The organism is Deinococcus ficus, from assembly GCF_003444775.1.
GTDB classification, from domain to species: domain Bacteria; phylum Deinococcota; class Deinococci; order Deinococcales; family Deinococcaceae; genus Deinococcus; species Deinococcus ficus.
The window spans coordinates 30,001-48,008 of the sequence record NZ_CP021081.1; the positions used below are offsets into that span (position 1 = coordinate 30,001).

The 18,008-nt window shown below is 73.8% G+C and carries 19 protein-coding genes (1 of these 19 running past the window's edge); 8 read left to right on the forward strand and 11 right to left on the reverse strand.

All coding sequences use genetic code 11. From position 1 onward, the window contains the following. The 4 genes from DFI_RS00140 to DFI_RS00155 form a co-directional block, all read right to left on the reverse strand. Positions 1–487, reverse strand: partial view of an ABC transporter permease gene (locus tag DFI_RS00140; RefSeq protein ID WP_244940283.1) — the 5' end (the start) only. The gene continues 656 nt to the left of window position 1, outside the view; only the first 487 of its 1,143 coding nucleotides appear in the window; its start codon is at positions 485–487; its stop codon lies off the left edge, out of view. Between the two features lie 72 nt (positions 488–559). Next, complete coding sequence (locus DFI_RS00145; protein ID WP_027463199.1) at positions 560–1,462, reverse strand: ABC transporter substrate-binding protein; 903 nt, start codon at positions 1,460–1,462, stop codon at positions 560–562. A 136-nt stretch (positions 1,463–1,598) separates the two neighbouring features. Then, entirely contained in the window at positions 1,599–1,973 is a 375-nt protein-coding gene (locus tag DFI_RS00150) for an HU family DNA-binding protein (protein WP_022800722.1), read from the reverse strand. Between the two features lie 291 nt (positions 1,974–2,264). Further along, a complete protein-coding gene (locus DFI_RS00155; RefSeq protein WP_027463200.1) occupies positions 2,265–3,038 on the reverse strand; it encodes a HesA/MoeB/ThiF family protein in 774 nt (257 codons plus the stop codon). A 76-nt stretch (positions 3,039–3,114) separates the two neighbouring features. Between DFI_RS00155 and DFI_RS00160 the strand changes: the two genes are divergently transcribed. From DFI_RS00160 to DFI_RS00190, 7 genes are all read left to right on the forward strand, one after another. Then, entirely contained in the window at positions 3,115–3,678 is a 564-nt protein-coding gene (locus tag DFI_RS00160; RefSeq protein WP_027463201.1) for a glycerol-3-phosphate acyltransferase, read from the forward strand. Then, complete coding sequence (locus DFI_RS00165; protein ID WP_027463202.1) at positions 3,675–5,783, forward strand: hypothetical protein; 2,109 nt, start codon at positions 3,675–3,677, stop codon at positions 5,781–5,783. The genes DFI_RS00160 and DFI_RS00165 overlap by 4 nt, the downstream gene beginning before the upstream one ends. Before the next feature lie 50 nt (positions 5,784–5,833). Then, on the forward strand, positions 5,834–6,376 hold the full coding sequence (locus DFI_RS00170) for a UbiX family flavin prenyltransferase (protein ID WP_051307903.1): 543 nt from the start codon (positions 5,834–5,836) through the stop codon (positions 6,374–6,376). Continuing rightward, entirely contained in the window at positions 6,373–7,068 is a 696-nt protein-coding gene (gene ispD / locus DFI_RS00175; protein ID WP_027463204.1) for a 2-C-methyl-D-erythritol 4-phosphate cytidylyltransferase, read from the forward strand. Before DFI_RS00170 ends, ispD begins: the two co-directional genes overlap by 4 nt. Beyond that, positions 7,065–7,922, forward strand: a complete 858-nt coding sequence (locus DFI_RS00180) for a 4-(cytidine 5'-diphospho)-2-C-methyl-D-erythritol kinase (protein ID WP_027463205.1) — start codon at positions 7,065–7,067, stop codon at positions 7,920–7,922. The genes ispD and DFI_RS00180 overlap by 4 nt, the downstream gene beginning before the upstream one ends. A 259-nt stretch (positions 7,923–8,181) precedes the next feature. Continuing rightward, positions 8,182–8,667: a fasciclin domain-containing protein gene (locus tag DFI_RS00185; protein ID WP_022800715.1), complete on the forward strand. Its 486-nt coding sequence runs from the start codon at positions 8,182–8,184 to the stop codon at positions 8,665–8,667. A gap of 10 nt (positions 8,668–8,677) precedes the next feature. Beyond that, positions 8,678–9,856: a VanW family protein gene (locus DFI_RS00190; protein ID WP_027463206.1), complete on the forward strand. Its 1,179-nt coding sequence runs from the start codon at positions 8,678–8,680 to the stop codon at positions 9,854–9,856. 25 nt (positions 9,857–9,881) lie between these two features. Here the strand turns inward: DFI_RS00190 and DFI_RS00195 are convergent, their stop codons facing one another. From DFI_RS00195 to DFI_RS00205, 3 genes are read right to left on the reverse strand one after another with little or no spacing between them, the layout of a single operon-like run. Continuing rightward, positions 9,882–10,811, reverse strand: a complete 930-nt coding sequence (locus DFI_RS00195; protein ID WP_022800713.1) for an ROK family protein — start codon at positions 10,809–10,811, stop codon at positions 9,882–9,884. A gap of 28 nt (positions 10,812–10,839) precedes the next feature. Then, the gene (locus tag DFI_RS00200; RefSeq protein WP_027463207.1) at positions 10,840–11,124 is read right to left on the reverse strand and encodes a hypothetical protein; all 285 of its coding nucleotides are present in this window, start codon (positions 11,122–11,124) and stop codon (positions 10,840–10,842) included. Further along, entirely contained in the window at positions 11,121–11,576 is a 456-nt protein-coding gene (locus DFI_RS00205; protein WP_027463208.1) for an acyl-CoA thioesterase, read from the reverse strand. Before DFI_RS00205 ends, DFI_RS00200 begins: the two co-directional genes overlap by 4 nt. A gap of 75 nt (positions 11,577–11,651) precedes the next feature. Between DFI_RS00205 and DFI_RS00210 the strand changes: the two genes are divergently transcribed. Further along, on the forward strand, positions 11,652–12,038 hold the full coding sequence (locus DFI_RS00210) for a septum formation initiator family protein (RefSeq protein WP_022800710.1): 387 nt from the start codon (positions 11,652–11,654) through the stop codon (positions 12,036–12,038). An 8-nt stretch (positions 12,039–12,046) separates the two neighbouring features. Here the strand turns inward: DFI_RS00210 and DFI_RS00215 are convergent, their stop codons facing one another. The 4 genes from DFI_RS00215 to DFI_RS00230 all read right to left on the reverse strand — a co-directional run bounded on the left by DFI_RS00215 (position 12,047) and on the right by DFI_RS00230 (position 18,007). Next, entirely contained in the window at positions 12,047–13,363 is a 1,317-nt protein-coding gene (locus DFI_RS00215; protein ID WP_027463209.1) for a thymidine phosphorylase, read from the reverse strand. A 45-nt stretch (positions 13,364–13,408) separates the two neighbouring features. Next, positions 13,409–14,557 carry a calcium/proton exchanger gene (gene cax, locus DFI_RS00220; RefSeq protein WP_027463210.1) on the reverse strand — a complete coding sequence of 383 codons (1,149 nt, stop codon included), beginning with the start codon at positions 14,555–14,557 and terminating at the stop codon, positions 13,409–13,411. Between the two features lie 71 nt (positions 14,558–14,628). Next, positions 14,629–17,751 carry a DNA polymerase III subunit alpha gene (gene dnaE / locus DFI_RS00225; protein WP_043778329.1) on the reverse strand — a complete coding sequence of 1,041 codons (3,123 nt, stop codon included), beginning with the start codon at positions 17,749–17,751 and terminating at the stop codon, positions 14,629–14,631. 10 nt (positions 17,752–17,761) lie between these two features. Further along, the gene (locus tag DFI_RS00230) at positions 17,762–18,007 is read right to left on the reverse strand and encodes a DUF6504 family protein (RefSeq protein WP_043778331.1); all 246 of its coding nucleotides are present in this window, start codon (positions 18,005–18,007) and stop codon (positions 17,762–17,764) included. Position 18,008 lies beyond the last annotated feature (1 nt).

Consider the following 18,008-nt stretch of genomic DNA (forward strand, 5'->3'; position numbering starts at 1 on the left):
TGAGCAGTTCCTGCCCCCAGCGGGGCCCCTCGTTGCGGGCCTCGACAAGCACCGACCAGCCGCTCAGTGTTCCCCCCAGCGCCAGGGCCAGCAGGGCAGGCAGCCACAGCCACGATGTCCACCGCGTCCGGGGCGCCGCAAGGCCGGCGCCGTACGCGGCGGTCAGGGCGCCGGGCAGGAACAGCCAGAAGCCGGAGGACGCGCTGGCCCGGGCGAACTCGGCCTGCCCGGCCAGGGCCGCGTGGGTCCGTGCGCCCAGCACACCGAAGGCCGCCGTGACGGCCAGCGCCGCCAGCAGGCCCGTCCAGGCCGGCCGGCGGCGGGCCGCCAGGGCGGGCAACAGGGCCAGCATCACCAGCCCGGCCGCCATCGCCACAGGTACCCCCAGTGTTTCCCCGGGGGCCAGGCGGTTGGGGCGCAGCGTTACCCAGGGCAGCAGCGCGCCGGCCAGCATGGGTGCGGCGGCCAGCCAGAACACGGCCTGCACGTCCCCCCGCAGGGCCGGTGGGGGAGACGCGCGACGCGCCTCAGGCGCCGGGGCGACGGGGGCGGGCCGCACTCAGCGGATCAGGCCCTTGCTCTTCAGGTACTCCTGCGCGACGCTCTGCGCGGTGCGGCCCTCCAGCGCCACCTTGGCGTTCAGGCCCTGCAGCGTCGCCTGGCTCAGCGTGGCGAAGGTCTTGTTCAGCAGCGCCTCAATCTGCGGGTTGGCCTTGAGGGTCGCGGTGCGGATGATCGGGGCGGGCTGGTACACCGCCTGCGCGCCCTTGGGGTCCTTCAGGGCCACCATCTTCAGCGCCGCGAGGCTGCCGTCCGTGCCGTAGGCCATCGCGGCGTTCACGCCGTTCGTGCCGTTGGCCGCGGCCTGCTGCGTCTGCGGGGGGGTCGCACCGGCCAGCACGAGTTTCTGCGCGGCCGAGAGCTTGAAGCCGTACACCTGCTCGAAAGCGGGCATGGTGTCCGGGCGGTTGAAGAACTCCGGGCTGCCCGCGATCTTGAACTTCCCGCCGGCCTTGAGGTACCGCGCGAGGTCCGCCACGGTGCTGAGCTTCGCGCTTTGCGCGAGCTGCTGCGGCACGGCGATCACCCAGGTGTTGTTCACGTTCGCGGGCTTGAGCCAAGTGATGCCGTTCTTGGAGTCCAGCTGCCGGGCCAGGCCGTAGATGGTGCCCGGGTTGCCGGCCTGCTTCGCGCTGATCTTCGCCTGCGGGAAGAGGTACACGGCATTCCCGGTGTACTCGGGGTACACGTCGATCTCACCGGCCAGGATCGCCTTGCGGTTCACGCCGGTGTCGCCGAGGTTGGTGCGGTCGGTGACTTCCAGTCCGGCGTTTTTCAGGGTGAGGACGATCATCTGGCCCAGGATCTGCGCTTCCGGGTCGAGTTTGCTGCCCACCACGACGGGCTTGGCGGCGGCCGTCCCGGCGAGGACCAAGGCAGTGAGAATCATGACGGGTTTCATGCGGTCACCGTAGAGGCCCGCTGCGCGCCGCCGGGTACGGCGGATCACAAAAGCACGCCTGGACCCAGGAGATGAAGGAAAACTAAAACCGGGACGCGCCCGCCTGGGCCGTCCCGGTCGCGGGCACGGACGCGCCCTAGAGGGTGCCCTTGAGGGTGCTGGCCGCCTTGAAGCGGACCTTCTTCCCCGCGGGAATGGTGATGCGCTGGCTGGTGCCGGGCCGCACGCCCTGCCGGGCGGCCGTCTGCGTGACGCTCAGGGTGCCCAGGCCCGGGAGGCCCACGCTCTTGCCCTGCTGCAGGGCCGTCACGATGCCTTCCAGGACGCAGGCGACGGCGTCCCCGGCCTGCTTCTTGTTCAGGCTGGTGCGGTCGGCGACCATCTCGATCATCTGGGTCTTGGCGATCTTGTTGCTGCGGTTTCCGCCATTCCCCCCGTTCCCGCTGTTTCCGTTGGAGCTGCGATTCGTGGCGGTGGATTTCGTGGCGGCGGGCTTGCTTGCTCTGGCCATGCTGGACCTCCAGTCACTGAATTGAGCAGATCGCCAACGGACCCGGCGGCATGAAGAGGGGTGCAACACGCAGTCCAGCACGTTCTTCATGGCCTGTGACAGTCAGGTCGGCTCAAAGGCACAGTAACACAAGCGCCCCGCACGTCAACCCCGGAAAACGCCGGCTGGCAGGCGCTTCCATGGGTATCTGAGGCGCATCCGGGTCCCTGAAAACACCGTGGAATCGGGAAAGTGCTCAGCAGGACGCGGAATTTCCGTGACGCAGGCCCATGTGGTTCATGAACGAACGCTTCACGTGCCAGGCGTGGCGGCCGGCGCACGCAGCCGCAGGCGCCGCTCCCGGCCCGCCAGGGCGTCCCAGGTCCACAGCTCCCCCCAGGCAGTCCGGCCCACCCCGCCCAACACCTTCAGGACCTCCAGGGCCATCAGGTGCCCCACGACGTTCGGCACCGGCCCGAGCACCCCGGCCTCCGCGCACGACTCCGCGCCGTCCGGCGTGGGGAACACGTCCCGCAGGCCCAGCCGCCCTCCGTCCGGCCCGGGCCCGAACACGCTCAGCATGCCGGTCGTGCCGGCCGCCGCGCCCCACACCCACACCCGGTCCGCCGCCATGCACGCGTCCGCGACCGCGTACCGCGCCTCGAAGTTGTCGGTGGCGTCCACCACCACGTCCACCTGCCCCACCAGCTCCGCCAGCGCCGGGCCGTCCAGGAACCCCAGCGTCCGCACCCGCACGAACGGATTGATCGCCTGCGCGCGCGCCGCCGCCACCGCCGCCTTGCCCCGCCCCACGTCCGACGTGGCGTACAGCAGCTGACGGTGCAGGTTGCTGACGTCCACGGTATCCCCGTCGGCGATCACGAGTTCCCCCACGCCCGCCCCGGCCAGCCCCGCGATCACCGGCCCGCCCAGGCCGCCCGCGCCCACCACCAGCACCCGCGCCGCCCGCACCCGCTCCTGCGCGCCGGCGTCCAGCCACTCCGGAACCATGAGCGGCCGCGCGTACCGCCGCAGCTCCGCGCGGGACAGGGGCTCGGCGGGGCGGGCGGCGTCCGGGGGCGTCATGCGCGCAGTGTATCCAGCCCGCCCCGGCCGGGCGTCCCCGCCGCCGGCCGGGAATTCCGCCCTAGAATGCACGGCAATGCCTGTGCTGGTCGCCGCCCTCTCCTTCCTGCTCGGTTCGCTCGTGATGGGCGTGCTGTACTCCCGCCTGCGCGGCGACGACATCCGCGACCGGGACCTGCCCGGCGGAAGCGGCACCTACCGCCAGTACGGCCTGCAGGCCGCGCTGCTGGTCGCCGCCGGCGACATCCTCAAGGGCGTGCTGGCCGCCCTGCTGGCCCGCTGGCTCACCCCGGACCTCACCTGGATCGCGCCGCTGTTCGTGACGCTGGGGCACTGCTACCCAGCCTTCTTCGGCTTCCGGGGCGGCGGCGGTATCGCCCCCCTGATCGGCGCGCTGCTGATCCTGGCCCCCTGGACGCTGCTGGGCATGCTGCTGGTCGCCGCCGTGATCATCCCGCTGTACCGCGCGCTGCTGCAGCGGCACGTGAAACTGAACGCCGTGCCGTTCGCGACCGCCGTGGCCGTCCCGCTCGGCCTGTACCTCGCCGTGCGCACCGGCGGCCTCAGCGACCTGCTCGCGGGCGGCGCCGCCATGGCCGTGCGCGCCGTTCACCTGCTGCTGAGCCCCCGCCCCGCATGACCCCCCGCGCCCGGTCCTTCCTGCTGCCGCTGACCCTGGCCGCCCTGCACGCCCCCGCGCAGGCCGTGCCGGTGCTCGAAGGCCGCACCCTGCGCTACGAGAACGGCCCCCGCCTCGCGTGGCAGCGCACCTACCCGGACGCCGCCGGCACCCTCACCGGCCCGCTGGAGGTGAGCGGCACCACCTACCTGGGCGTGGGACCCGCCGTGTACGCCTACACCGCCGCGGGCGAGGTCGTGGGCCGCGCCGACCTGACCGGCACCGTCACCAGCCTGGAGGCCGTGGGCAGCGCCGTGCGCGTGGGCGTGCAGGGCAGCGGGTACGCCGAACTGTTCACCCTGGAACGCCAGGGCGACAGCCTGACCGTGCAGGAACGCGTCGTGCCGCCCCCCGACCCGGCCGTGACCGGCTGGCTGGCCCGCGTGGCCGACGCCGTGCCCGCCGCGGACCTGAACCGCGCCGCGCAGGAGGACCCCACCAACCCCTTCCTGGCCCTGCGGCAGGCCGCCCGCACCCCCGACAGCGACCCCTATGCCCGCCTGAGTGCGCTGCGCCGCGCCCTGGACACCACACTGCCCTTCCCCGCCTGGGGGCAGCTCGCCGCCCGGCTGGACGCCGCCGGGTTCCCCAGCGCCGCCGACGTCGCCCTGGACCGCGCCCGCAAGGACGCCGCCGCCCGCGGCTTCGACCCGGAACTCCCGGTGAACCGCGCCGCGCTGGGCGCCTACGGCAACCCCAGCGCCTACGCCGGCACGCTGCTCACGCAGAACAAGCTGGGCCGCGCCGAGGTGTGGATGCGCCACCTGCGCACCCTGCACCCCCGCTTCGAGGGCGCCCCCGCCCTGTACGCCCGCTACGCCGAACTGCTGGACGCCCAGGGCCGCGCCGGCGAGGCCGAGGACTGGCGGCAGTTCACCCGCGACCTGCGCCGCGGCACCCTGTACAACCTGGGCCTGGAAGGCACCCGCGACGTGCGGGACGTGGTGCGGCTGGCGGCGCTGGCCCTGGTGATCGCCCTGGCTGGCGGGCTCGTCACCCTGGCCGCCCGCGCGTGGCGGCAGCAGGGCCAGGACACCCGCCCGATGGGCGGCCGGTACCGCGCGTGGCTGACCCGGCCGCTGTCCCGCGCCCGGCGGGGCCTGCTGGGGTACGCCAGCCTGCCGCAGCGCTTCGCGCTGGCGCTGCTGGCCGCGGCGCTGTTCGTGGTCCTGATCGGCTGGCAGTGGTCGAACGACGCCGGGGCCGGCCTGCGCTCGGCGGCGCTGTCCACCGGCACGTACGGCGGCGGGTGGGTGAGCGCGCAGCTGGGCGCGCTGGACCTGCAGCCCGGCGCGGACACCTTCCTGCTCACCGGACTGGCCGCGCAGCTCGACGGGGACGACGGCGCCGCCAGAGAGCGCTACACCCGCGCCCTGCCGGACGCCTGCGCCCGCAACAACCTGGGCGTGATCGCCCAGACCCGCGGAGACGAACCGCAGGCCCGGGAGCTGTATCGCGCCGCGCTGGCCGCTCAGCCGGGCCTCGCGGCCGCGGCGTACAACCTGGGCCTGAACCCCCGCACGCCCGAAACGACCTTCCAGGCCGGGTACCGGCCCGGCGAGCCGCGGCTGTGCTACCCGGACCAGCGCAGCCTCACGCGGGCCGTGACCGGGGACCTGGGCACGCTGCTGGAGCGCTTCCTGCGCGCGCCCCTGTCGGTCCTGACCACCCCGGCCGGCGAGCCGCGCCCGCTGGGCTGGCTGATTCTGCTCACCGCTCTGCTGGGCCTGAGCCTGTTCCTGAGCCTGCTGCTGCCCCGCGCCGCCACCGACGCGGACCTGGGTCGCCCCGGGGCGTACCGGGTGCTGGGCTGGCTGATTCCGGGCAGCGCGTTCCTGGACGGCGCCTGGGGACTGGTGCTGCTGATCGCCTGGGCGACCGTGATCGCGGCCCTGCTGCCCCTGAGCAGCCTGCTGCGCTTCCCCACGCTGCCCGACCCGGCCGGGCCGGCCGTGAGTGGCGCCCTGCTGACCCTGCTGGCGGGCCTGTACCTGCTGAACGCCGCGGTGCTGGTCACGGCCGAGGTGCAGCGCCGCCGCCGCGCGCACCGGGAGGGCGGCGCGTGAGCGGCGCCAGGCCCCCGCGGCTGGTCGTGGGCGTGTCCGGCGGCAGCGGGATGCCGTACGTCCCGGACCTGCTGCGCCTGCTGCGCGAGCTGGGTGTGGAGACGCACCTGGTGGTGAGCAGCGGCGCCAAGCGCGTCATGACCGCCGAGGGGGGCGGCCCGCAGCTGGCGGACCTCACGGCCCTGGCCACGCACGTGCATGAGGACCGGGACTTGGCTGCCGGGATCGCCAGCGGGTCCTTCCGCACCGACGGCATGGTGCTCTTGCCGTGCAGCGCCGGCACGCTCGCCAAGGTCGCGCAGGGCTTCACGGACACGCTGATCACCCGCGCGGCGCACGTCACCCTGAAAGAACGCCGGCGGCTGGTGCTGGTCGTCCGGGAAGACCCGCTGCCGCGGCCCATGCTCGTGAACCTGCTCGCCGCGCACGACGCCGGCGCGACCGTGATGACCGCCAGCCCCGGCTTCTACCACGCCCCTGAGGACCTGAACGACCTGCTGCGCTTCGTGACCGCCCGGGTGCTGGACCAGTTCGGGCTGGACGTGCCCGGCTTCCGCCGCTGGCGGGACGGCGCGGCCGGGGGCCCCGTGTGAGCGCCCCCTGCCTGCTGGGCGCCGGCCGGGTGGCGGCCCTGATCCCCGCCGCGGGGTCCGGCACGCGCCTGGGCCTGGGCCCGAAGGCGTTCGTGGAGGTGGCCGGCCGGAGCCTGCTGGCCCGCAGCGTGGCCGCCCTGCGCCCCCTGGTGGACGAGGTGCTGGTCGCCCTGCCTGAGGACCTGCCCCTGCCGGCCGACCTGGCCGCGCTGGACGTGCAGGCCGTGGTGGGCGGGAGCACCCGGCAGGCGAGCGTGCGCCGGCTGCTGCACGCCACGGCCGCCGACACCGTCCTGATTCACGACGCCGCCCGGCCCTTCCTGCCGGAGAACGTGGTGCTGGACCTGCTGGAGGCCGTGGCCGAGACGGGCGCCGCCACGGTCGCGCTGCCGGTGGCCGACACCCTGGTCCGCGCGGGACTGCCGGGCCGCTGGGGCGAGCTGGTGGCCCGGGAGGGCCTGTGGGCGGTGCAGACGCCGCAGGCGTTCCGGCGCGCCGCCCTGCTGGCCGCGCACGAGCAGGCCGCGCGGGACGGCACGCAGGTGACGGACGACGCCAGCCTGATCACCCGCGGCGGTGGTCAGGTGCGGCTGGTGCCGGGCGACGCGCGGCTCTTCAAGGTCACCACGCCCGGGGACCTGCACCTCGCCGCGGCGCTGGCCGCCACCTGGGACGCCGGGGGACCGCGGTGACCCCGGCCCTGACGCGCTTCGCGCCCGCCAAGGTGAACCTGGGCCTGAGCGTCCTCGGGCGCCGCGCTGACGGGTACCACGACCTGCACAGCCTGATGGTGCCCCTGACCGTGGGGGACGCCCTGACGTTCACGCCCGCCCCGGACCTGCACCTGACCGTGCGGGGCGCAGACCTGCCCACTGACGAGCGGAACCTGGTGTACCGCGCCGCCCGCGACTACCTGCACGCCGCCGGGCAGCCGGGCGGCGTGCACATCACCCTGCACAAGACCCTGCCGCTCGCGTCCGGGCTGGGGGGCGGCAGCAGCGACGCCGCCGCCACCCTGCTGGCCCTGCATGAGCTGTACCCGGCCCCGGTGGACCTCGCGGCCGTCGCCGTGCGCCTGGGCGCGGACGTGCCCTTCTTCCTGCTGGGCGGCCCCGCGCTGGCCGAGGGCATCGGGGAGCGCCTGCGTGCCCTGGATCTGCCCGCGGCGGCGCTGGTGCTGCTGAACCCTGGCGTGGAGGTCAGCGCCCGCGACGCGTACACCTGGCTGGGCGAGCGCAGCGCGTACACGCCCCCCCTGGACCTCGCGGCGATCACGGAGGCGCTGCGGACGGGAGAGCCGGTGCCCTACCACAACGCCCTGCAGCCGGCCGTGGTGGCCCGGCATTCCCTGATCGGCGAGGCACTGGCCGCCCTGGAAGGCGCGGGCCTGCACTCCCCGCTGATGAGCGGCAGCGGCAGCACCTGCTTCGCGCTGGCGGCCACCCATGAACAGGCGGTGCAGGCGGCGCAGGCGCTTCACGTCCGGTACCCGGGCTGGTGGGTGAGCGCGGCCGAAACCGTGCCCGGCCGGTCCGCCTCCAGCTGAAACGGGAGCACCGAATCTCGGCCTGACCCGGTGCCCGGCCCCCGCCGGCCCGGGTGCTTCTCACAGTGCTGCACGGGCCTCAGATCCTTCCTGATGGAAGGAAATGACCCTCTCTTTTCATTGTGGGCGGCCGTACGTTGAAATTTTTGAAGGCCCCGCACAATGCCCTTGTTCCTCGAGAACTGTCGGGTGAATCTAGTGTTTCGTTGCCGTTCTCTGTCATCAGAGAGGGGTCTTTGATGTGTTGCGGAGGTTGACTATGAAAAAGATGCTGATGCTTGCCGCCCTGCTGCTTCCGTCTACCGTCGTTGCCGGTGGGGGCAGCGCCGTGCCGTCCGGCCGCACCATCGCGGCCATCGTCGCCAACGACCCGAACTTCAGCACCCTGCTGACCGCCGTGCAGGCCGCCGGCCTGGTGGACACCCTGAACGGCGCCGGCCCGTACACCGTGTTTGCGCCGACCAACGCCGCCTTCGCGAAGCTGCCCAAGGCGGACCTGGACGCCCTGCTGAACAACCCGGACCAGCTGCGCGCCGTGCTGCTGTACCACGTGGTGCCCGGCCGCGTGACCTCGGGGCAGGTCGTGAAGCTCAGCAGCGCCACCACCGCCAACGGCGCCGACATCGCTATCCGCACCATGAACGGCCGCGTGATGATTAACGACGCCACCGTCACCCGCGCGGATATCGCGGCCAGCAACGGCGTCATCCACGTGATCGATTCCGTGATCCTGCCCCCCCAGTGACCCCCCGGGCATGACGCGTCTCCTGCGGTCACTGGCCGGCACGCTGCTGGCCGCCGCCCTGAGCTCCGCCGGTCCCCTCAGCGGGGCCGGCGCGCTCACCCTGCGCTGGAGTGCCCCCGAACCCGTGCTGCGGGGCGGAGTGGTCACGCGGCCCGTGCTGCACCGCTCCCTGCCGCTCGGCGCTCAGGCGGCCGGCACCCGGGTGAGCGGGACAGGGGGCATTCCGGCCGCGCTGCGCCCCGTGCTGGACCGCGCCTACCGGGCCATCGAGGCGCGCCGGCCGCGGGACGTGCGGTTCCGCCGCGTGGGGAGCGGCTGGGTGGCGCAGGCCACCACCGGCTGGCAGGTGGACCGCGCCCTCACCGACGCCCGCGTCGCCCGCGCGCTGCAACGCGGGGACGCGGGCGTGCAGGTGGCGGTGCGGCTGGTCGCCCCGGCCCGCAGCGTGCGCTGGGCGGCCGCGCAGCGCCTCACGCACCTGGCGACCGGCACGTCCTCGTTTACCGGCAGTCCCGACTTCCGGGTGCACAACATCCGCGTGGGCGCCGCGCGGCTGCACGGCCAGTGGCTGGCGCGCGGCGCGGAACTGAGCTTCAACGCCCTGATCGGCCCGGTGTCCGCCGCCCGCGGGTTCCGGCGCGGGTACGTGATCACGGGCGGCACCCTGAACCTGGAGGACGGCGGCGGCCTGTGTCAGGTGAGCACCACCGCCTTCCGCGCGGCGCTGCTGGCCGGCCTGCCGATCACGGAACGCCACGCGCACTCCGTGCAGGTCGGCTACTACGGCGCGCCGGGCCTGGACGCCGCGGTGTACGCTCCCGCCAAGGACCTGCGCTGGCGCAACGACACGCCCGGCCCGCTCCTCCTCCAGACCGACTGGGACGCGGCGGCCGGGCAGCTGAACGTGCACCTGTTCGGCCGCTCCGACGGCCGGCGCGTGCAACTGCTGCCCACCCGCGTGCGGGACCGGGTGACCCCGCCGGCCCCGACCTTCCTGGCCGATCCGGCCCTGGCGCCCGGCACGGCGCGGCGCGTGGACATGCCCGCCCCGGGCGCCACGGTGGCCGTGGTCCGGGAGGTGCTGCGCCCCGGCGGGGGCGACGTGCGGCAGGACGTGTTCCGCAGCCGCTACCGGCCGTGGGGTGGGGTGTTCGCGGTGGCGCCCGGCGACGACCGCCTGACCCGCTGAGGGGCCGCCGGCCCCTCAGGGTTCCTCAGCCGTGCTGCGCCGCCAGGGCCGCGCCCACCACGCCCGCGTCCCCGCCCAGCTGGGCGCGGCGGATCGTGACGGGCGCGAAGCCCACCGCGTACTCGTTCGCGGCGGCCTGCACGCCGCTGAAGAAGTAATCCCCGACGCTGGCGACCCCGCCGCCCAGCACGAACACCTCCGGGTCCAGCACCTTCTGCAGGTCGGCCAGGGCCACGCCGATGTGCTTCATGGCCTGCTGCACCACGCGCCGCACCCCGGGGTGGCCCTGCTCGGCCAGCGCGAAGGCTTCCTTGGTGCTCACGTCGCGGTTCAGGGTGTAGCTGGCATCCCGGGCGATGGCGGTGCCGCTGGCGACCGCCTCCAGCGCGCCGTCCAGGCCGGCGCCGCTGACCGGCCCGCCGGGCTGCACGGTGATGTGCCCCAGCTCCCCGGCGATGCCGTGCCGGCCGCGCCACAGCCGGCCGTTCAGGACGATGCCGCTGCCGATCCCGGTGCTGACCGTCACGTACACGCTGCTCTCGGTGCCGCGCGCCGCGCCCAGGTGCGCCTCGGCCAGCGCGGCGGCCTTGGCGTCGTTTTCCAGGATCACGCGCTGGTGCAGGCGGTCACGCAGGCCGTCCACCAGGGGCACGTCCGTGAACCCGTAGATGTTCGGCGCGAACTTCACGCGGGTGCGCTCGGCGTTCAGCGGGCCGGGCACGCCCACGCCGATCAGCCGGGCGTCCGGGTGCTCCTGCTGCAGGGCCTGCACCTGCGCGGCCACGGCGTCCAGCACCGCTTCCCAGCCGGTGTCGGGGGTGGGATGCACGTGCCGGGACAGCAACTGGTCCCCGTGCAGCACGCCGTAGGCGATCTTGGTGCCGCCGATGTCCACGCCGATGCTCACGGGGCCGGGGAGGGGGGAGGGAAGGGCGGAGGTGGGGGTGTCGGTCATGGGAAATCCTCGCAGGGATGAAAGAACGTCAGGGGTCCGGCGTGCCGTCCGGGTCCTCGCCGAGCAGGACCAGCGCCTCGCGCAGCTGCACCTCGGGCACGTACAGGCCCACGTCGCCCATGTACCCGCCGGTCTCGATCTCGATCACGGGGCTGGCCATCACCCACTGGAAGGGCGTGCGGATCACGCTGACCACCCCGCCCTCCGCCAGGGTGCGCCGCCAGCCCTCGGCCAGCAGGCGCGGCAGGGTGTCCAGGCGCACCCAGGGGTCCCCCTGGTACAGCACCCGCTCCTCGAAGCGGCCCCCGGTCACCCGCGGACCATCAGGGGCCGCAGCGCCTCGCGCACGCCGTCCGGGATGGGTTCCGGGCGGTGTTCGGCGTTCACGCGCACGATCACGGTCCTCGCGAACGCGCACGGCATCCCGTCCGCGAGGATGCGCGCCATGACCGTCCAGCTGCTGCGCCCGATCTTCTCGATCAGGGATTCGACGACCAGCGCCTGCCCCCAGCGGATCTCCTGCACGTAATCCATCTCCATGCGGGCCAGCACGGCGCGCTCGCCCTCGCCCCACAGGCCCACGTCGTGCATCAGCTGAATGCGGGCGTTTTCCAGGTACTCGCCGTACCGGCCGTTGTTCACGTGGTGGTTGGTGTCGATGTCGCTGTAGCGCATCTGAAGCTGCGCGCGGTGCGCGTCGGACCAGTTCAGGTCCGGCATCCGCGTCCGGTCCGGGGCGGCGGGAGGGGCAGACGTCTCGCTCATCCGCCCAGTGTAGTTCCCGGGGCTGCCCCACCCCCCGCGCCCCTGTTCATGTGCGCCCGCTATCCTGGGCCGCGTATGGAAGAAGGCGCCCCTCCACCCCCTCCCGCTCCGGAACGCGGCCTGCGGCTGGTGTGGCGCCAGGCGCAGCGGCTGCCCGTCACCATGATGCTCGCCAGCCTGCTGGCCGGCCTGGGCATCGTGCAGCTCAGCTTCCAGCTGGCGCAGAGCGCCTACCGCGCCGTGACCTGGACGCAGGAGACCCGCGCCACGCAGGCCCGCGTGCAGGGCCTGGAACGCGACGTGCGCATCCTGAAAGAAGCCCAGGCGAACGCCCGCACGCCCGAGTACCTGCGCGAACAGGCCCGCTGCCTGGGCATGGTCGGCGAGAACGAGACCGTGATCGTCGCCGAGGGCGCCCCGGAAACCGTGGACGCCCTGTGTGACGTGAAACGCCTGCCCTGAGCGGCGGCTCAGTTCACGCGGTCCAGAATCAGCGGCTGCGCCTGCGGCGCCTGCGCGCCCACGCTCAGGCCGGCCTCCAGCAGGCCGCGCGCCACCTCCAGGCCGCGCCCGTCCCGGTGGTAGACGCGGATCACGGTCTCGCCCGCCTGCACGGCGTCCCCGGGTTTTTTCAGGACCTCCACGCCCACGCCGTGATCGATGGCCTCGCCCTTGCGTTCCCGGCCGCCGCCCAGCGCCAGCACTGCGCGCCCCACGCCCAGCGCGTCGATGCTCTGCACGAAGCCCGCCGCCGGCGCGGTGATCTCCGCGCGGCCCGGCGCCACATCGAACTTCGCGGGGTCGTCCACGAACGTCGGGTCGCCGCCCTGCGCGGCCACGAACGCCCGGAACTTCGCCAGGGCCGAGCCGTCCTGCAGGGTCTGCGCCGCGCGGGCGCGGGCCGCCTGCTCGTCCTCGCCGTACGCGCTGAGCGCCTCGGCGGCCAGCGACACGCACAGGTCCGTCAGGTCCTCCGGGCCCTCGCCGCGCAGGGTGTCCAGCGCCTCCAGCACCTCCAGGCTGTTGCCGGCCATGTGCCCCAGCGGGGTGTCCATGTCGGTCAGCACCGCCCGCACCTGCCGCCCCGCGCGGGTGCCGATGTCCACCATCGCCCGCGCCAGACCCCGCCCGTCGTCCAGGGTGCGCATGAACGCGCCCGCGCCCACCTTCACGTCCAGCACGACCGTGTGCGCGCCGGACGCGAGCTTCTTGCTCATGATGCTGCTGGCGATCAGCGGCAGGCAGTCCACCGTGCCAGTCACGTCGCGCAGCGCGTACAGCTTCCCGTCGGCCGGCGCGAGGTCCTTGCTCTGCCCGACCAGGCTCAGCCCGATCTCGCGCGCCTGCGCCAGGAACCGGTCCTCCTCCAGTTCCGGCGTCCAGCCCGGAATGCTCTCCAACTTGTCGATGGTGCCGCCCGTGTGCGCCAGCCCCCGACCGCTCATCTTCGCGACCGTCAGGCCCAGCGCCGAGAGCATCGGCGTGAGAATCAGGCTGGTCTTGTCCCCCACGCCGCCCGTTGAGTGCTTGTCCACCGTGCGGGGCAGGTCCCCCAGGTTCATCTCGTCGCCGCTGCCGGCCATCACCAGCGTCAGGTCCGCGGTCTCCTGCGGGGTCATGCCGCGCAGGAACACCGCCATCAGCCACGCGCTGATCTGGTAGTCCGGCACCTCGCCGCGCGTGTACCCGAGCACCAGCGTCTCCAGTTCCGCGCGGGTGTGCTCGCCCCCGTCGCGTTTCTTGCGGATCAGGTCGGGAATGTTCACGGCAGGGGAAGGGGTGGTCATTATCCCCCCAGCTTAGACCAGCGCCCCAGTGCCCGTGTCCCCCGCTCAGGCGGCCAGCGCGCGCACCAGATGCAGCGCCGCCTCGCCCGCCCCCTCCGCGCCGCGCGGCGTGACGAAGTAGAAGGCCAGCGCCAGCGCCGCGTACACCGCCAGCAGCAGCACCCCCTCGAACCACGTGGTCTCCCCGTCCTTCGTCACGGCCGTGACCGTCAGCGCCACCGCGATGATCGCGATGATCTCCAGCGGACTGCCGAACACCAGGTTCATCGGGTGCCCCAGGAAGTACCCGATCAGCACCAGCAGCGGCGCCGTGAGCAGCGCCACCTGAACCGTCGCGCCGATGGCGATGTTCACCGCCAGCCCCATCTGCCCCTGCCGCGCGAAGTACACCGCCGCGAGGTACTCCGCGAAGTTCCCCACGACCGCCAGCACGATCACCCCCAGGAAGAACTCGCTCAGGCCCAGCTGGCCCGCCGTGGCCTCCAGCGCGCCCGACAGCATCTCGGACTCCAGGGCGATCAGGGCCGTGCCGCCCAGCAGCACCCCCAGACTCAGCGGCAGCGACCAGGGCTGCGCCGGCTGCCCGTGCCCGCCCTCGTCCGAGTCCGCCAGCGCGAACACGTCCTTGTGCGTCACCAGCGTGTACACCAGGTTCAGCAGGTACACCACGATCAGGATGACCGCCACGCCCAGACTGAGCTTCTCGTCCAGGTTCCCGCGCTGCCCCGCCTCCGCCGCGAAGCCCGGCAGCTGCTCGGTGTAATCGAACACCGCCGGCAGCGTCAGGGTGATCACCGTCAGGAACAGCATGGCGCTGAGCTGCCCCGCGTTCGCCGCGTTGAACCGCTGCGGCGCCCGCGCCAGCCCGGCCGCCACGATCGCCAGCCCCAGCCCCAGCAGCGCGTTCCCGATGATCGACCCCGTGATCTGCGCCTTGACGACCTCCACATTCCCGCTCAGCAGGATGAAAATCGCGATGATCAGCTCCGCCATGTTCCCGAACGTGACGTTCAGCAGCCCGCCGATCGTCGGGCCGGCGTGTACCGCCACATGCTCCGTCGCCCGGCGCAGCCAATCGGCCAGCGGCACGATCGCCAGGACCGCCGCCGCGAACACCCACAGCGGCGGCGAATGAAACACGTACTTGAGCAGCAGGCTGATCGGAATGAAGGCCATCAGCGCATTCATGAACATGCCGGCATTCTCCCCAGCCCCGGCCCGCCTGCGGATGACCGGGGCGTTCACGGTTCCCGGGCGATCCGGCGCTACCCGTAGCTGTAGCCGCGCACCCGGTACGGCACGTCCAGCGCCGCGAGCCGCACCGCGCGCAGCGTGACCGCCTGCCCCTCCCGTTCGGCGTAGGCGTCCACGATCAGGGCGCGGGCGTCGCGCAGCAGCTGCCGGTGCGCGTCCCACAGGTCCGGGGAGATCACCATCTGCGCGCGGTGCGGGCCGTCCTCCAGCACGAAGAAGGCGTACCCGCGTGCGGTCGGGGGACGCTGCCGGGCCACGATCAGGCCCGCAGTGCGCACCTGCACCCGGTGTCCCACCCGCGAGAGCGGCACGCAGCCCAGGTCGTTCAGGGCGCCGCGCAGCAGGCCGATGGGATGCAGGCCGCCCTCCGAGAGGCGCTTGGTGCCGTGGTCCCAGGCGAGGCGTTCGGCGTCGGTCAGCGGCGGCAGGGGCGGCGGGTCAGGCACGGGGGAGAGCAGCGGCGCCTCCCCGGGCCGCAGGGCCTGTTCCAGCACGCCCGCGCGGTACAGCGCCTCCCGGCGGGCGTGCAGCGCGTCGAAGGCACCTGCGCGGGCCAGGGCGTCCAGCGTGCCGGGCTTCAGGCGCACCCGGCCGTGCAGGGCCGCGAGATCCAGGTACGGCCCGTGGGCGTGGCGGTCCAGGACGATGGCCTGCGCGTCGGCCTCGTTCACGCCCTGCACCGCGCCCAGCGGGACCCGCACGGCGTCCCTCGCCTCGGCGCGGTAGCGCACGTGCGAGCGGTTCACGTCCAGCGGCAGCATCCGCACGCCCCAGCGCGCCGCTTCCTGCACCAGCGTCCCGGCCGGCCACATGCCCGGCGCCTCCTGCAACACCCCCGCCAGGAAGGGCGCCGGCCAGTGCTCGCGCACCCAGGCGCTCGCGTACGTGTGGAACGCGAAGGCGTGCGCGTGGCTTTCCGCGAACCCGAAGCCCTGGAAGGCCGCGCACCACTCGAACACCTCCTCGGACTCGAACGGGAACGCCCCGTGCGTGCGGGCGGCGCCCAGCATGAAGCGCTGGCGCAGCGCCTCCCGTTCCGGGCCGCGCGGATGGCGGCTCAGCGCCTTGCGGAACCGTTCGGCCTCGGCCCACGGCAGCCCCGCGAAGTGGTGGATGAGCCGCAGAATCTGCTCCTGGAACAGGATCACGCCGTGCGTGGGCGCCAGGATGCCGCGCACGGGCTCCATCACGTCCGGCACCCGCTCCTGCCCCCGGGCGCGGCGCACGTACGGGTGCACGGTGTTCGACTGGATGGGCCCGGGGCGGAACAGCGCGATCTGGTGCGCCAGCTGCTCGCGGGTCCGGGCGCGCAGCTGCGTGCTCAGGCGCGTCTGTCCGGGGCTTTCCACCTGGAAGACGCCCAGCGTGTCCCCACGCGACAGCCGCGCCCACACGCGCGGGTCGTCGTGGTTCTGGATCTCGCCGAAGTCCAGGTACGGCCCGCCCAGGCGCACCACCTCCTCCCGCGCGCGTTCCAGCGCGGCGAGCATCCGCAGCCCCAGCAGGTCCAGCTTGATCAGGCCGGCGTCCTCGGCGTCGTCCTTGTTCAGCATCAGCATGCGGATCCCGCCGGAACTGGTCACCAGCGGCGAGAACTGCGTCAGCGGCTGCGCGCTGAGCACCACCCCGCCCGAGTGCGGCGCGAGGTGCCGCACGAACCCGTCCTCCATCAGCGCCAGCAATTCCAGCAGCGTGCCCTTCACCGGCGCGGACCCCAGCACCTCGTCGAAGGCCGGCGCCGCCCGGGCCGCCTGCGCCGGCGCGAGATGCCGGAAGTCGCGGCCCAGCGCCCGCGTCAGCCGGTCGCGCAGTTCCGGCGGCACGCCCAGCGCCCGGCCCAGGTCCTGCACCGCGCTCGGCAGGCGGTACGTGATGCGGTTGGCGACCATCGCCTCCCCGCTCCCGGTGCCGCGGAAGCGCTCCTCCACCCAGGCGATCACCTCCCGCCGCCGGTGCGACGCGATGTCGATGTCCACGTCCGGCATGCTGGTCAGGCCGGTGTGCAGGAAGCGTTCGAACAGCAGGTTGTGCCGCAGCGGTTCCTCGTTCGTGATGCCCAGCAGGTGACACAGCACGCTCCCCGCCGCGCTGCCCCGGCCCGCCGCGAGAATTCCCTCGCCCCGGCAGAAGTCCGTGACCTCCGCCGCCACCAGGAAAAACCCCGCCAGGTTCAGTTCGGCCGCCACCGCCAGTTCCTTTTCCAGCTGCGCCCGCGCCCGCCGCGCGCCCTCCGGGGCCGGGTAACGCTCCGGCAGGGCCGCCTCGCACCGCGCCCGCAGGAACGCCAGCGGCGACTGCCCGGCCGGGACGTGGGGCGCGGGCACGCTGAATCCTTGCCCCAGCAGCTCCACGCGGCACTCCGCGGCCAGCCGGTCGGCGTTCGCCAGCGCGTCCGGGTACGGCAGCACCCGCCCCCACGCCGCCGGGGTGCGCAGGCACGCCGCGTCGTTGCGGGGCCGCTGCGCGTGCGGCGTGTGCACGTCGATGCCCAGCCGCGCGCAGGCCAGGGCGTCCAGCAGCGGGAACTGCCGGTGGTGGGCCATGGCGATCCCCGGGGCCGCCACCGCCGGGACGCCCACCTCCCGCGCCAGCAGCCACAACTGCCGCGCGCGCCGCCCGTCCCCCGGCTGCCCCCCGTGAAACAGGCTCACGAACAGCCGGTGTGGGAACGCCGCCCTCAGCGTCTCCAGCGTGCCCAGCACCTCGCTCACCCGCTTCTGCGCCAGCAGGCCCGCCGGGAACCCGTCCCGCCCGCCGGTGAGCAGAAACACGTCCGCGGCGTGCTCCAGCAGTTCCGGCAGGGTCACGCGCCGCTCCTCCCGGGCCAGGGCGAGCGTGAGCAGTTCGTTCACGCCCCGGAAGCCCGCGCGGTTCCCGGCCAGCAGCGTCACCGGAAACACCCCTATCGGGAACACGACTGGCAGCGTCGCCCCGACCGGCGTGTGCAGCCCTGTGGCCTGCCCCGCCCGGACCAGTTCCACGCTGCCGGCCGTGCTCACCTCGTCCGTCAGGCCCAGCCCGGTAAAGCCGCGCCGCGCCGCCTCCCGCACCAGCGCCGCGGGGCTGCACACGCCCGCGCCCGGCGAGAAGAAGGACCGCGCGGTGAGCAGCGTGGTCAGGCGCGGGGCAGGCACGGCCGCCGCCTCAGTCCGCCACCCGCGCGAGCACCCACGACGGCCCGCCCGGCCCCTGCACGCGGTAGACCTCGGCGGTCAGGCCGCGGGCGTCCAGCAGCCAGTAGTCGCGCGGGCGCTCGTGCAGCCACCAGCGGCCCGCCCAGCGCCACGAATCCAGCACCGCCCGCACCGCGTACGCCCGCCCGTGCCAGCGCAGCCGCTGCGGCTGCCCCCCGCGGACCTGCACCTCGATCTGCTCCCCGACCGCGCGCATC